Source organism: Streptacidiphilus sp. ASG 303, assembly GCF_020991365.1.
Classification (GTDB): Bacteria; Actinomycetota; Actinomycetes; order Streptomycetales; family Streptomycetaceae; genus Peterkaempfera.
In genome coordinates, this window is record NZ_JAJLRA010000003.1 from 1 (window position 1) to 13,584 (window position 13,584).

Below are 13,584 nucleotides of genomic sequence, written 5' to 3' on the forward strand. Positions count from 1 at the left end.
CGTGTCGTATCCGGTATTAGCACCGGTTTCCCGGTGTTGTCCCAGAGTGCAGGGCAGATTGCCCACGTGTTACTCACCCGTTCGCCACTGATCCGCCCCGAGGGGCTTCACCGTTCGACTTGCATGTGTTAAGCACGCCGCCAGCGTTCGTCCTGAGCCAGGATCAAACTCTCCGTGAATGCTTCATCAGCAATCAGCGGAAGAGCGGCGCGGCCCCGGGCGGAATAGGCCCGGTCCGCGCACAGCGTCCTCGCTGCTGTGTATCTTCAAAGGAACCCAGAGGGTTCAAATATCTGGCGTTGACTTTTGGCACGCTGTTGAGTTCTCAAGGAACGGACGCTTCCTTCGCGGCCCCTGCGGGCCCCTCCGGGCGCTTCGTTCTTCCGTGTCTCCAGCTTATCAGACCCGCGGAGTGTTCTCTCCGCTTCGCTGACCCCCGCCGGCGGGGTTTTCCGCTTTTCTTCGTTCCGAAGCCTATCAGGCTCTCGGCACTCCGTTTAACGGATTCACCGTTCCGGACGCACGCCTCCGCAGAGGAATTCTGAATTCACTGCGGATTCGGCGGTCTGCAAACCGGACCGGCGGTGTCGTAGACACTAACGCCGACTTCCGACCTTGTCCAGTCGGAGGCAACCGTTCGAATCTACTGGTTCGCCCGACCGAAGTCAACGGTCCGGCGGACGATCACGAGACTACCAGCTCGGCCGCGCCGTCCCGCGCAGGCCCTCACGCGGCGACGGGAAGTTCGTCGGCTCGGTCCGCGGCCTCGACGTCCCCGACGTGTCCTGCGCGGAACGCCCGGCGGCCGACCACGAAGACGTAGGCGAGGAAGAGGGCCTCGGCAAGCCCTCCGATGCCGATGCGTGCCCAGGTGGGCAGCGGGGAGGGAGTGACGAAGGCTTCGAGGACCCCGGAGACGAGCAGGACGGCGGTCAGGCCCACGATCGTCCCGATGATCGCCCGCCCCTCCTCCGCGAGAGCGACCGCACGGGTGCGCGGCCCCGGGTCGATGACGGTCCAGGCAAGGCGCAGGCCCAGGCCCGCGGCGACAAAGACGGCGCTCAGTTCCAGCATGCCGTGCGGGAGCAGCAGTCCGAGGAAGAGGCCGAGCCGCCCGGCCGAGGCCATCACGCCGACACCGATGCCGAGGTTGACGACGTTGACCACCAGTGCGTAGAGGACCGGCAGGCCCAGGAAGACGCCGCCGACCAGGCAGAGGGCGGCGGCCCAGGCGTTGTTGGTCCACACCTGGGCCGCGAACGAGCTCGCCGGATGGCTGGAGTAGTAGGCCTCGTACTCGCCCCCGGGACGGGTCATCTCCCGGATCTGCCCGGGTGCGGCGATGGCCGCGCGGACGTCCGCGTCGGTGGCCACCCACACCGCGACGACCGCGACGAGGGCGAGCGACGCCAGAGCGGTGGGCACCCACCAGTGCCGCGTCCGGTACAGCGCCGCGGGGAAGTCGGCGGCGAAGTAGCGCCCGGCGTCCCGCCAGCCCGCCGACCTGGCACCCGTCACGGCGCTGCGCGCGCGGGCCACGAGGGAGGTCAGGCGGCCGACGAGCAGGGGGTCGGGGGCGGCCGACTGCACCTGGGAGAGGTGGGAGGCCACCCGCTGGTACAGGTCGACGAGTTCGTCGGCCTCGGCGCCGGTGAGGCGGCGGCGTCCGCAGAGCTGTTCCAGGCGGGCCCACTCCGCGCGGTGGGTGGTGACGAAGACGTCCAGATCCATGCGCGGGCTCCGGGCTCGGGGGCGTTCGGGGTCGGGGACAGCTTGCCAGAGCACCGTCCCGGCTATCGGCGGTCCGCACCGCGGCCTTATCTTGGGCGCCCGGAGAGCACGGGGGCGAGGACGGGTGGGAGCGGCAGTGAGCGACCTGGTGACCGGCGAGGCCGTGGTGCTGGGGGTGCAGCCGGCGAGGCTGCCCAGCAGGATGCTCGCCTGCGCCCTCGACCTCACGGCACTGTTCGCCCTGCTGATCGCCCTCACCGCCGGTCTGGCGTTCGCCGTGCCGGACCTCGACTCGGCTGCCGCCGCAGCGGTCACCCTGAGCCTGACCGTGGGGATCCTGGTGGGCATACCCGTCGCGGTGGAGACCCTCTCGCGGGGGCGCTCGCTGGGGAAGCTCGCCCTGGGACTGCGGGTGGTCCGCACCGACGGCGGGCCGGTCCGCTTCCGGCAGGCGCTGGTCCGCGGCCTGGTGGGGTTCTTCGAGATCATCGCGCTGACCGGGGTCCCGGCCGTCGTCTGCTCCCTCGTCTCGGACCGCGGGCGCAGGCTGGGGGACGTCTTGGCGGGGACCCTGGTGGTGCGCGAGCGGGTGCCGGGGGCGGGCGCCGGGCGGGCACCGCTGCCGCCCCTGCCGCCGCAGGCCGCGGGTGCAGCGGGAGGGGAGCTGTCCTCGCTGGACCTCTCCGCCGTGCCTGACGCTCTGTGGCTGGCCGTGCGGCAGTACCTCGGACGGATCCGGGAGCTGGACCAGCAGGTCGCCTGGAACCTCGGCCGGCGGCTGTCGGCCGACGTGGCGGTGCGGACGGGCCGGGCCGTTCCCGGGGGAGTGCACCCGGCCGCCTACCTGGCGGCGGTGCTGGCCGAACGGCAGCACCGGGAGTGGGTGCGGACGGCCGCCGCGCACCGGGCCGCCGCAGCACCCGCAGCACCCGGCGTGCAGACGCCCGCGTCCGGAGCCGGACCGGCCGCACCGGCACCCGGGCCGTGGGCCGGGCCCGGCGCGGCCCCGCAGGCTCCGGTGCCGACGCCGCCGATCCGGTCGGCGGCGGAGCCGTCGGACACCGGTGCCGGCCGGAGCGGCGGCGGTACGGCCGGAGGGGGCTTCGCGCCGCCGGCCTGACGGCACGCACGACGGCTCCGCAGCCCCTCCCGGTCCTGCCCGGTCCTGCGCGGCCTGTCTTCCCGGCTTCCCGCTCCCCCGTTTCCCGTTTCCCCTGCGGTCAGTCCGCGGAGGCCGCCGGGCGCTGCTGGTTGGGCGGACCGTCGAGGGCCTCCAGCTCGACCCCGGGCGCCGCGAGCACGACGTCGCCGGCCAGGTGCACCGTCTGCTGCTCACCGGTCTCGAGGTCGGCGACGGTGTAGCGGTGGACGAGCAGCGGGCCGTTGTCGGTGGCGTGTGATTCGATGCCGTCCAGTGACCAGCCCTGGTCGAGGGTGCGTGGTGCGAGTACGGGTTCGGTGAGGGCGACCAGGCGCAGCCTCGTCCTGTCGCCGGGTTCCAGCCGGAGCAGCCGGGCGGTGGCGACCAGGAACGCGGGCGAGCGCCCGGTGAAGGTGTGGGCGCGGTCGTGCCCCTCGGTGGCGTCGGGAGGCACGTCCCCCGCGTCGGGGGCGGCGGCCCGGGTGCGTACCCAGGCGAGGCCGTCGAGCATGCCTCCGCGGACCTGCCAGTCACCGGTCCGCAGGTGGAGGCGGAGCGGTCGGCCGCGGGAGTCGAGGGTGAGGTCGACGGAGCCTGCGGGTGCGCCGTCGGGGGTGAAGGTCTGCGAGGTGTAGCGCCAGCCGGCGGGGCCGGGGGCGCAACTGAAGTGTTCCTCTCCGAGGGGGGTGTCGTCGTGGGGGTCGTACAGGGAGTACCGGCCGCTGGGCATGGTCGCATGCTACGGCGGGGACGGGCCGGGCCCCGGACCTGGCTGCAGGTCCGGGGCCCGGGGTGGCGCGCTGCCGCGCGGCGGCTGTCAGTAGCGGTAGTGGTCCGACTTGTACGGGCCCTCGACCTTGACGCCGATGTACGCGGCCTGCTCCTCCGTGAGCGTGGTGAGCTTGACGCCCAGCGCGTCCAGGTGGAGGCGGGCGACCTTCTCGTCCAGGTGCTTGGGGAGCGTGTAGACGCCCACCGGGTACTCCTCGGTCTTCGTGAAGAGCTCGATCTGGGCGATCGTCTGGTTCGCGAAGGAGTTGGACATCACGAACGACGGGTGGCCGGTGGCGTTGCCCAGGTTGAGCAGGCGGCCCTCGGACAGCACGATGATCGTCTTGCCGTCCGGGAAGGTCCAGGTGTGGACCTGGGGCTTGACCTCGTCCTTGACGATGCCGGGGATGCGGGCCAGGCCGGCCATGTCGATCTCGTTGTCGAAGTGGCCGATGTTGCCCACGATGGCCTGGTGCTTCATCCGCTCCATGTGGGAGGCGAGGATGATGTCCTTGTTGCCGGTGGTGGTGATGAAGATGTCGGCGGTCTCGACGACGTCGTCCAGGGTGGTGACCTGGTAGCCGTCCATCGCGGCCTGGAGGGCGCAGATGGGGTCGATCTCGGTGACGATCACGCGGGCGCCCTGGCCGCGCAGCGACTCGGCGCAGCCCTTGCCCACGTCGCCGTAGCCGCAGACCACGGCGACCTTGCCGCCGATGAGCACGTCGGTGGCGCGGTTGATGCCGTCGATCAGCGAGTGGCGGCAGCCGTACTTGTTGTCGAACTTCGACTTGGTCACCGCGTCGTTCACGTTGATCGCCGGGAACAGCAGGCTGCCGTCGCGGTGCATCTCGTACAGGCGGTGGACGCCGGTGGTGGTCTCCTCGGTGACGCCCTTGATCGCGGCCGCGGCCTCGGTCCACTTGCGGGGCGACTCGGCCAGGGTGCGGTTGAGGAGCTCCAGGATGATCCGGTACTCGTCGTTGTCGGCGGTGGAGGGGTCCGGGGCCGCACCGGCCTTCTCGAACTCCACGCCCTTGTGGACGAGGAGGGTGGCGTCGCCGCCGTCGTCCAGGATCATGTTCGGGCCGACCTCACCGGGCCAGGTGAGGGCCTGCTCGGTGCACCACCAGTACTCCTCCAGCGTCTCGCCCTTCCAGGCGAAGACGGGGACGCCCTTCGGGTTCTCCGGGGTGCCCTCGGGGCCCACGGCGATGGCCGCGGCGGCGTGGTCCTGGGTGGAGAAGATGTTGCAGGAGCACCAGCGGACCTCGGCGCCGAGGGCCGTCAGGGTCTCGATGAGCACGGCGGTCTGCACGGTCATGTGGAGGGAGCCGGTGATCCGGGCGCCGGCCAGGGGCTGCTGAGCGGCGTACTCCTTGCGGATGGCCATCAGGCCGGGCATCTCGTGCTCGGCGAGCTGGATCTCCTTGCGGCCGAACGGGGCCAGGGACAGGTCGGCGACCTTGAAGTCGCCGGTGGTCTGGGACGCCATGCGTCTGCTCCTCGGGCTGGTTGTGGGGCGTTGCGGGCGCGCCGGGCGTGCCCGGCGCTGTGGGCTGGTCCGGTGTGCTGCAGCGGGACGGGATCGGGCTCGGGCAGGTGCGGCCGCGGAGCCGGCGGTGCCCGACGGCGCGGACACACCGATCCCCACGGGGTGGTGCACTCCCGTGGTCCACGGGGCCCGGCGGACCGGTCCCCTCGCTCCAGCACAGCCCGTCGGAGGCCCTCTCTCCCTCGACCGGAGGACGCGTCGGAGCGCGCACCGTCCGATCGACCGCCATCAGCAGCGACGTCTGGCTCTGCCCACGAATCTACACCGGCGGCTCCGAAGAGGACCCGGGACGCCGGTCGATCCGGCCATCCGGAGTGCCCGCCGCCCCGGGGCGCGGGCGGGACGCGCCGCTACGATCGCGGGCGCTCCCCCGCAGGGAGGAGCACCACGGGAAGGGACGGCGTCCATGGCGGAGAACGGGTGGGACCAGGTGTGGGCAGCGCCGCAGGACGGTCCGGGCCGGGGAGTCGCCCCATCGGGGGTGCCGGTGCAGGGCGGTCCGGTGCAGGACGGTCCGGCACGGTGGCCGACGGGACAGCCGTGGGCGGGGCAGCGGCGTCCCGCCCGGCCCGGCCGCCGGGCGGCGGCCGTCTGCCTGGCGGTGGCGGCGGCGGGCGTGGTGGCCGCGGTGCTGGGTGCGGCCCTGCTGGTGACCGGCTACCACCGCTACACGATGGGCGGCGCCTCGATGCAGCCGACGCTGCGTGCGGGCGACCGGGTGTGGGTCCGCAGGATCAGCACGTCGGAGGTGCGGCGCGGCGATGTGGTGGCGCTGTCGGTCCCCGCGTGGGGATGGGGACGGCAGCCGGTCGTCACGCGCGTCGTGGGGGTCGGCGGGGACCGGGTGTCCGCACGTGCCGACGGACGGCTGACGGTGAACGGCAGGGCGGTGGAGGAACCGTACACGGCGGGGTCGGGGCAGTTCTCCGGTCCTCCGTTCGCGGTGACGGTGCCGCGGGGGCGCTTCTTCGTGATGGGCGACAACCGGGAGGACTCCAACGATTCCCGCTACCACCTCGGGGACGGCATGGGCGGCGTGGCCGCGGCGGGCTTGCGCGGGCGCGTGGAGCGGGTGGAGGACGTCTCGGGCTTCCACGCCCTGGTGCCGACGCGGGCGTTCGCCGACGCGGGCGTCGGGCCGGCTGCCGGGCCGGGGACCTTCGGGGCGTACGTGACGGTGCTCGGCTCGGGTGTGATGGCCGCGTTCACGGGCCTGGCCGCGCTGCCGGTGTCGCTGTGGACGACGCGGAGGCGCGCCCGGTCCCGGGCCGCTGGAATCCCCGGGTCCATGGCGGCCTGACGGCTCCGTACCGCCTCGGGGGCCCGGGAACCCGAGAACCAGGGAGCCCGGGGGCCGGAGTGCGGCACGGACGCGGAGGCACGGGACGCGGAGGCACGGACGCGGAGACCGGGACCGGCGTGGGAGCCCCGGGCCGGACGGGGCAGGTCCGCACGCGCCGGAACCGGGAACGGCGCCGCCTCCCGGGGCACGGGGTCCCGGGAGGCGGCGGGTGCCGACGGGCGCCCGGGTCCGGCACGGGTGCCGGACCCGCAGGACGGCGGGCGTCAGTGGGTGTCGGCGGGCGTCGGTGGGTGTCAGTGGGCGCCGGAACCGGGAGCGTCCGGAACGGGACCGCCGGGGGTGGCCAGGCGGTCGGGGCCGGCGGCGGCCTTGTCGGCGCTGTAGACGTCCGGTTCGAGGTAGATGACGCGGGCGATGGGCACCGCGCGGCGGATGCGGGCCTCGGCCTCGTCGATGGCACGGGCCACGTCGGCGGCCGTGTCGTCGTGCCGGACGGCGATCTTGGCCGCGACCAGGAGCTCCTCGGGGCCGAGGTGGAGGGTGCGCATGTGGATGAGGCCCGTCACGGTGTCGTGGTCGACCAGCGCCCTGCGGATGTCGGCGACGGTCTCCCTGGTGGCGGCCTCGCCAAGCAGCAGGCTCTTGGTCTCCACCGCCAGCACCAGGGCGATGGCGATCAGCAGCGAGCCGATGCACAGGGTGCCGACCCCGTCCCAGACGCCGTTGCCCGTGAGGACGGCCAGTCCGACGCCGAAGAGCGCCAGGACCAGGCCGATCAGGGCGCCGAAGTCCTCCAGCAGGACGACGGGGAGCTCGGGCGCCTTGGCCCGCCGGACGAACTGCGACCAGGTGAGGGAGCCGCGGATCTCGTTGGACTCCCTGATGGCGGTGCGGAAGGAGAAGCCCTCCGCGACGATGGCGAAGACCAGGACGCCCACGGCCCAGTACCAGCTGTCCAGCGGGTGGGGGTGGACGACCTTCTCGTAGCCCTCGTAGAGGGCGAACATGCCGCCGACGGTGAACAGGACGATCGACACCAGGAAGCCGAAGATGTAGCGCTCACGCCCGTAGCCGAACGGGTGCTCCTCGGTGGCCTCCCGTTTGGCCCGCTTGCCGCCGAGCAGCAGCAGTCCCTGGTTGCCGGAGTCGGCGACGGAGTGCACGGCCTCCGCGAGCATCGAGGAGGAGCCGGTGACGACGAACGCCACGAACTTGCTGGCAGCGATCGCGAGGTTGGCCCCCAGGGCCGCGACGATCGCCTTGGTGCCGCCGGATGCACTCATGGTGCGGTTCAGTCCTTCCGCCGGGCCGCTGCGGGCCTGCTGTCTCGTCGCCGCGGCGTCCCGTGCCCGGGATCGCCGCCGCGGCGCGCCATTCTCGCACCAGGCGCCGCCGGTTGCTCCTGCCCGCCCGGGCGCGGCGTCAGTCGCGGCGCAGGCCCCCGCGCGGCGCGGACGTCACCCGAGGGCGACGGTGGCGCGGAAGACGACGGCGCCCTCACCGGTGAGGACGGCGTCCTCACCCGCCGGGAGGTACGCGGACCCTCCCCTGGGCAGGACGAGGGACGCGCCCCCGGGGCCGGTGACCACGGCCTCGCCCGCGGTGCAGAGCAGGATCTGCGGCGCCCGGCCCGCCACGGACCGGTCGGCACCGGTGAGGTTGTACCGGGAGAGGCGGAACTCCTCCGTCGGGGCCGGGTAGACCTCCTCGCCGTCCGCCCCGGGGACGGGGACGGGCTCCAGCACGGCGGGCTCGGCGGCCCGGAAGTCGACGACCCGCAGCAGCTCGGGCACGTCCACGTGCTTGGGGGTGAGGCCGCAGCGCAGCACGTTGTCGGAGTTGGCCATGAGTTCCACCCCGAGGCCGCGCAGGTAGGCGTGGGGGACGCCGGCGCCGAGGTGGAGCGCCTGGCCGGGCCGCAGCGTGACGTGGTTGAGCAGCAGCGCGGCGACGATGCCGGGGTCGCCGGGGAAGTCGCGGGCGGCGACGGCGTAGGCGGCGCAGGCGGCGGCGTACGGGCCGTCGCCAGCAGCGGCCTTCTCCAGCGCCTCGGCGACCTCGGTGGCGCAGGCGGCCGTGCGGTCGCGGTCACCGCCGAGGACCTCGGCGAGGACCGTGCGCAGGGCGGCCTCCTCCGGCTCGGAGCGCAGGACGGCGATCCACGGGGCCAGGGAGGGGACGCGGAGGGAGTCCATCAGGTCGGCGGTGGCGGCGGGGGCGCGGAAGCCGCAGAGCCCGTCGAAGTCGCTCAGCGCGCAGATCATCTCGGGCTTGTGGTTGGCGTCCCGGTAGTTGCGGTGCGGGGCGTCGCGGGGGACGCCCCGTGCCTCCTCGTCGGCGAACCCGGCCCGGGCCTGTTCGAGGGTGGGGTGGACCTGGAGGGAGAGCACGTGGCCGGCGGCCAGGACCTTGAAGAGGAACGGCAGGGCCGGTCCGAAGCGGTCCACCACCGCGTCGCCCAGCTCGCCCCGCGGGTCGGCGGCGATCACGTCGGCGAGGGAGCGGTCGCCGTCGCCGCGGTCGACCCGCGACGGCGCGCCGGGGTGGGCTCCCATCCACAGTTCGGCCTGCGGCTCACCGGTGGGCTCCTGGCCGAGCAGCTCGGGGATGGCGGTGGTGGAACCCCAGGCGTACGGGCGGACGGTGTTCGCGAGGCGGTCCATGCGCGCTGCTGCCTCTTCCTGTGTCGGGTGCCGTGGCGGGCGGTGGTCCGGGAGCCTGCCGGACGGGCGCGCCCGGCACGCCCCCGAGGGGCCTGCCGGGCGTCGCCGTACCGGAGGCACGACCCTAACCGACGTGGATGACATCGGGCCGCGGCATCGGGAAGGTGTCCACGATGCGGCCGCCGGGTGTCGGCGGGGCGGCGGGGCGGCACACCGGTGAGGCCGGTGAGGCCGGTGAGAGCGCGGCACCCGGCCCCGGCGGGAGGGGGGCCTGGGCCGGCCCCAGGAGGGTCCGGGCCGCGGGGGCCGGGGCTGCGGGGAGGCGCGGGGCCGGGGAGCACCGCCGGGGGCACGGGCGAGGGGGCCGATGCGGCCCCGGTTCAGGAACCGGTGGCGAGGCCGAGGTAGACGGCGGCGAAGTCGGCGGTGCCGACGAGCTCGGCGAACGCCCCGACCGGGTCGTCCTGGGCGACGGCCAGCTCGCTCAGCACGACGCCGTGGTCCTCGGCGAGCCGCTGGGCGCGGGCGACGGCGCGGTGCAGCGCGGCCGCGTCCCGGTCCTCCCGCGTCGGCGCGCTCCCGCCCTCCGCACCACCGGCGGCGGACGGGCCGGAGCCCTCGAGGTCGGGCTCCTCGGCGGGGACGGGCTCGGCGACGCGGCGCAGCAGCAGGACGTGGAGCCGGAGCGGGTCGGGCTCGTCGACGCGGTCGCGGAAGAAGTCGTCGGTGCCGGTACCCCCGCCGAGGCGGGCGGAGAACAGGCCGCGGTGGCCGGTGAGGACCTGCGGCAGGACGCCGGTGAGGGCCGGCTGCCCGGCCCGGTCGGCGAGGAGGGAGGCGAAGCGGCGGGCGGCAGCGGCGGTGAGCGGACCGTCGCCCCAGAGCAGGGGGAGGACTCCCGACAGGCGGCCGGCCAGGCTCTTGCCGGGGTTGAGGTAGGCGGCGGCGTCCGGCCGGCACCGCACCGCGACCTCGTCCAGCCGGTCGGCGGCCGCCTGGAGCGACCGCTCGTCGACGGCGGCGACGCCGATCCGCCCGGCGAGGGCGAGGAGCGGGGGGAGGAGGGACCACAGGGCGGCCGGGTCCTCGGCCGGCAGTTCGCCCGCGGCCTCACCGCGCGCTCCCTCCCGGTCCCGTTCCCGCTCCCCGTCGGGGCCTTCGGCCGCGGCGGAGTGCAGCAGGGGAAGGGCGCGGGCCTGGATCGCGGCCTCGGCGAGCGGACTCCCGGCGGGGGCGACGACGGCGGCCGAGCAGCCGCGGATGTAGGCCTGCTCGACGAGGGAGCAGAGGCCGGGTTCGGCTCCGTCCGCGGAGACGGCGACCACCAGGTCGAGGGAGCCGACCCAGCCCGGCAGGTGCCAGCCGAGGTCGAGGAGGCCGGCGGGGCCGGCGTGGGTGGAGGCCCCTTCCTCGGGGGCCGCGGCGGCCGGGCCCAGGGGCAGCACGGGGCAGGTGACGCCCCCGAGGGCGGCGAGGACGTCGGCGGCGGTCAGCGCGCTGCCCTGCCCGGCGACGAGGACGGTGCGGGGGCGGCCGTCGGGCCGGAGCCGGCCGAGCCCGGACTCCTCGGCGCGGCGCAGGGCGTTGCGGACCCGGGCACCGGCGCCGGCCAGGGCCAGCAGGGCGCCGCCGGTGTCGGCGCGCTCCAGCGCCGCCGGGTCGTCGAGCAGGGCGTCGTCGAGCATGCGCCGGTCCTTCCGGGGAGGGCGGAGGGCCCTGGGTGCCCTCCGCTGCGGGGCGCGGTGGCCGCGGGTGCCGGGCCGGGCGGCCGGGTCAGGCGGGGCGGCGGGCCTCGTCGACGAGCAGGACGGGGATGCCGTCGCGGACGGGGTACGCCAGCCCGCACTCGGCGGAGGTGCAGACCAGCTCGGGCCCGTCCTCGTGCTCCGCCTCGGTGAGCGGGGCCCGGCACTGCGGGCAGACGAGGATGTCCAGCAGGAAGGGTTCCAGCTTCATGCGCTGCGGCTCCGGAGTGCGGGGGCGGGGTGGTTCGTAGGGCATTCTCAGCCTACCGGCCGAGGGGTCCGGTGCCCTGCCGCGCGGCGCCCCGGTCGGGGAGCCGCGCGGCGGGGAGGGCCGGTCGCGGGCGGCGGCGCGGGGCGCACGGCACGGCCGGGCGGACGGGTCAGCCGGACCGGCCGGGCGGACGGGTCAGCCGCGGACCAGGGCGAGGACCTCGTCGCGGAGCTTCTCCATGGTGGCCGCGGAGCGGGCCTCGACGTTCAGGCGCAGCAGCGGCTCGGTGTTGGAGGGCCGCAGGTTGAACCACCAGTCCGGGCCGGCGACGGTCAGGCCGTCGAGCTCGTCGACGGTCGTCCCGGGCACGTCGGCGTAGGCGGCGCGGACGGCGGCGGTGCGGGCCGCCTGGTCCTCGACGGTGCTGTTGATCTCGCCGGAGGCGGCGTAGCGGTCGTACGCGGCGACCAGCTCGGACAGCGGGCGGTCCTGGCCGCCGAGGGCGGCGAGGACGTGCAGGGCCGCGAGCATGCCGGTGTCGGCGCGCCAGAAGTCGCGGAAGTAGTAGTGCGCGGAGTGCTCGCCGCCGAAGACCGCGCCGGTGCGGGCCATCTCCTGCTTGATGAAGGAGTGGCCGACGCGGGTGCGCACCGGGACGCCGCCGTGCTCGCGGACGACCTCGGGGACGGTCCACGAGGTGATCAGGTTGTGGATGACGGTGGGCTGCTCCTCGCCCGCGGCGCGGGCGCGGGCCAGTTCGCGGACCGCGACCAGGGCGGTGATCGCGGAGGGGGAGACGGGCTCGCCCCGCTCGTCGACCACGAAGCAGCGGTCGGCGTCGCCGTCGAAGGCGAGGCCGATGTCGGCCCCGGTCTCCTTCACGCGGGCCTGCAGGTCGACCAGGTTCTTCGGGTCGAGCGGGTTGGCCTCGTGGTTGGGGAAGGTGCCGTCGAGCTCGAAGTACATCGGCACCAGGTCGACCGGCAGGTCGGCGAAGACGGTGGGCACGGTGTGCCCGCCCATGCCGTTGCCGGCGTCGACGGCGACCTTGAGGCGGCGCAGCGAGCCGAGGTCGACGAGGCCGAGCAGGTGGTCGGCGTAGGCCTGGAGGAGGTCCTGGCTGCTGAGGGTGCCGTGCTCGCCCGGGTGGGCGGGGACGGTGACGGTGCCGTCGGCGGCGGTCCAGCCCTCGACCAGTTCGCGGACGCGGTCGAGGCCGGTGTCCTGGCCGACGGGGGCGGCGCCGGCCCGGCAGAGCTTGATGCCGTTGTACTGCGCCGGGTTGTGGCTGGCGGTGAACATGGCGCCGGGCAGGTCGAGCTTGCCGCTGGCGAAGTAGAGCTGGTCGGTGGAGCAGAGCCCGATCTGGACGACGTCGGCGCCGCGGGCGGCGGCGCCCTCGGCGAAGGCGCGGGCCAGGCCCGGGGAGGAGGGCCTCATGTCGTGGCCGACGACGATCGCGGTGGCCTCGGTGACCTCGGTGAACGCGGCGCCGAAGGCGCGGGCCAGGTGCTCGTCCCACTGGTCGGGGACCACGCCCCGCACGTCGTACGCCTTCACGATCTGCTTGAGGTCGCGCACTCCGGCTCCACCCTGCTCTGCGCGGCTGGGCCGCGGCGGTCTCCTGGCACCCACGTCCGTGGGGGACTGCACGGCGGACCACCTCCGCCCCGGCCCGCGGGCCCGGACGGGTGGCTGCGCCTCGGCGGCGGGCGCGCGGGGGCGCAGGTGTGCGTGCGGTGGAGAGACTACCTGCTGCGCGGCGGCCGGCCGGTTCCCGGGCGGGGGTGCCGTCGGGGCAGGCGGCACGGCCGGGGACGGCGGGAGCGGGCGGACCCGGAGTCCCGCCGGCAGCCGTACGCGCGGGCCAGCGGGACTCCGGGGGCCGCGGGACTTCAGGAACCGCGGGGAGCGGCGGCGCCGGGCCGCCCGGCGCCGTTCAGCTGTCGGGCGAGCGGAGCACCCGCAGATGTCCGCGGCGCGCGACCTCCAGCGGGTCGCCCGGTCCGTCGGGGCGCTCCCGGCCGCGCTCGGGGCGGGGCTGGGGACGGGCGGCCTCGCGGACCGCGTTGGCCAGCGCCTCCAGGTCGTCGCTGCTGGGCCGGGCGGGCCCGGCGTCCACGGCGAGGCGCACGACGTCCCAGCCGCGCGGGGCGGTGAGGCGCTCGGAGTGCTCGGCGCACAGGTCGTAGCAGTGCGGTTCGGCGTACGTGGCGAGGGGGCCCAGGACGGCGGTGGAGTCCGCGTAGACGTACGTCAGCGTCGCGACGGCGGGACGACCGCACGCGGTCCGCGAACAGCGACGTACAGGGCTCACGACGATGGACGGTACCGCACTCCTGACCGGGCCGCGACGACTCTCCCCCACCCGTTTGCGACGTGTCGCCCCGCAGCAGGGGCGCGGGGGCCGCCGCAGCCGTGCGCGGAGGCCGCCGGGGACGCGGCGCGGGGGCCCCGGGGGCCG

11 protein-coding genes and 1 rRNA gene are annotated in these 13,584 nt (G+C 75.0%); 2 read left to right on the forward strand and 10 right to left on the reverse strand.

The window, feature by feature from the left end:
* Together LO771_RS04885 and LO771_RS04890 are read right to left on the reverse strand one after the other, a co-directional pair.
* A 16S ribosomal RNA gene (locus LO771_RS04885) occupies nucleotides 1–179 on the reverse strand; the annotation flags it as partial.
* Nucleotides 180–726: 547 nt separating this feature from the next.
* A complete protein-coding gene (locus tag LO771_RS04890) occupies nucleotides 727–1,731 on the reverse strand; it encodes a stage II sporulation protein M (protein WP_230648396.1) in 1,005 nt (334 codons plus the stop codon).
* Nucleotides 1,732–1,867: 136 nt separating this feature from the next.
* Here LO771_RS04890 and LO771_RS04895 point away from each other — a divergent pair, with 136 nt between their 5' ends.
* Complete coding sequence (locus tag LO771_RS04895) at nucleotides 1,868–2,851, forward strand: RDD family protein (protein ID WP_230648398.1); 984 nt, start codon at nucleotides 1,868–1,870, stop codon at nucleotides 2,849–2,851.
* Between the two features lie 100 nt (nucleotides 2,852–2,951).
* Here the strand turns inward: LO771_RS04895 and LO771_RS04900 are convergent, their stop codons facing one another.
* Both LO771_RS04900 and ahcY read right to left on the reverse strand, forming a co-directional pair.
* On the reverse strand, nucleotides 2,952–3,602 hold the full coding sequence (locus LO771_RS04900) for a hypothetical protein (RefSeq protein WP_230648400.1): 651 nt from the start codon (nucleotides 3,600–3,602) through the stop codon (nucleotides 2,952–2,954).
* 87 nt (nucleotides 3,603–3,689) lie between these two features.
* Entirely contained in the window at nucleotides 3,690–5,138 is a 1,449-nt protein-coding gene (gene ahcY / locus LO771_RS04905; protein ID WP_230648402.1) for an adenosylhomocysteinase, read from the reverse strand.
* 466 nt (nucleotides 5,139–5,604) lie between these two features.
* Here ahcY and lepB point away from each other — a divergent pair, with 466 nt between their 5' ends.
* On the forward strand, nucleotides 5,605–6,498 hold the full coding sequence (lepB, locus tag LO771_RS04910) for a signal peptidase I (protein WP_230648404.1): 894 nt from the start codon (nucleotides 5,605–5,607) through the stop codon (nucleotides 6,496–6,498).
* Nucleotides 6,499–6,794: 296 nt separating this feature from the next.
* Here the strand turns inward: lepB and LO771_RS04915 are convergent, their stop codons facing one another.
* From LO771_RS04915 to LO771_RS04940, 6 genes are all read right to left on the reverse strand, one after another.
* On the reverse strand, nucleotides 6,795–7,784 hold the full coding sequence (locus LO771_RS04915; protein WP_230648406.1) for a cation diffusion facilitator family transporter: 990 nt from the start codon (nucleotides 7,782–7,784) through the stop codon (nucleotides 6,795–6,797).
* Between the two features lie 174 nt (nucleotides 7,785–7,958).
* Nucleotides 7,959–9,164 carry a mannose-6-phosphate isomerase, class I gene (gene manA / locus LO771_RS04920; protein ID WP_230648407.1) on the reverse strand — a complete coding sequence of 402 codons (1,206 nt, stop codon included), beginning with the start codon at nucleotides 9,162–9,164 and terminating at the stop codon, nucleotides 7,959–7,961.
* 380 nt (nucleotides 9,165–9,544) lie between these two features.
* A complete protein-coding gene (locus LO771_RS04925; RefSeq protein WP_230648409.1) occupies nucleotides 9,545–10,849 on the reverse strand; it encodes an SIS domain-containing protein in 1,305 nt (434 codons plus the stop codon).
* 88 nt (nucleotides 10,850–10,937) lie between these two features.
* Complete coding sequence (locus LO771_RS04930) at nucleotides 10,938–11,120, reverse strand: Trm112 family protein (protein WP_230648411.1); 183 nt, start codon at nucleotides 11,118–11,120, stop codon at nucleotides 10,938–10,940.
* A 195-nt stretch (nucleotides 11,121–11,315) separates the two neighbouring features.
* Entirely contained in the window at nucleotides 11,316–12,701 is a 1,386-nt protein-coding gene (locus tag LO771_RS04935; protein WP_230648413.1) for a phosphomannomutase/phosphoglucomutase, read from the reverse strand.
* Between the two features lie 358 nt (nucleotides 12,702–13,059).
* Entirely contained in the window at nucleotides 13,060–13,488 is a 429-nt protein-coding gene (locus LO771_RS04940; RefSeq protein ID WP_230648414.1) for a DUF3499 domain-containing protein, read from the reverse strand.
* Nucleotides 13,489–13,584 lie beyond the last annotated feature (96 nt).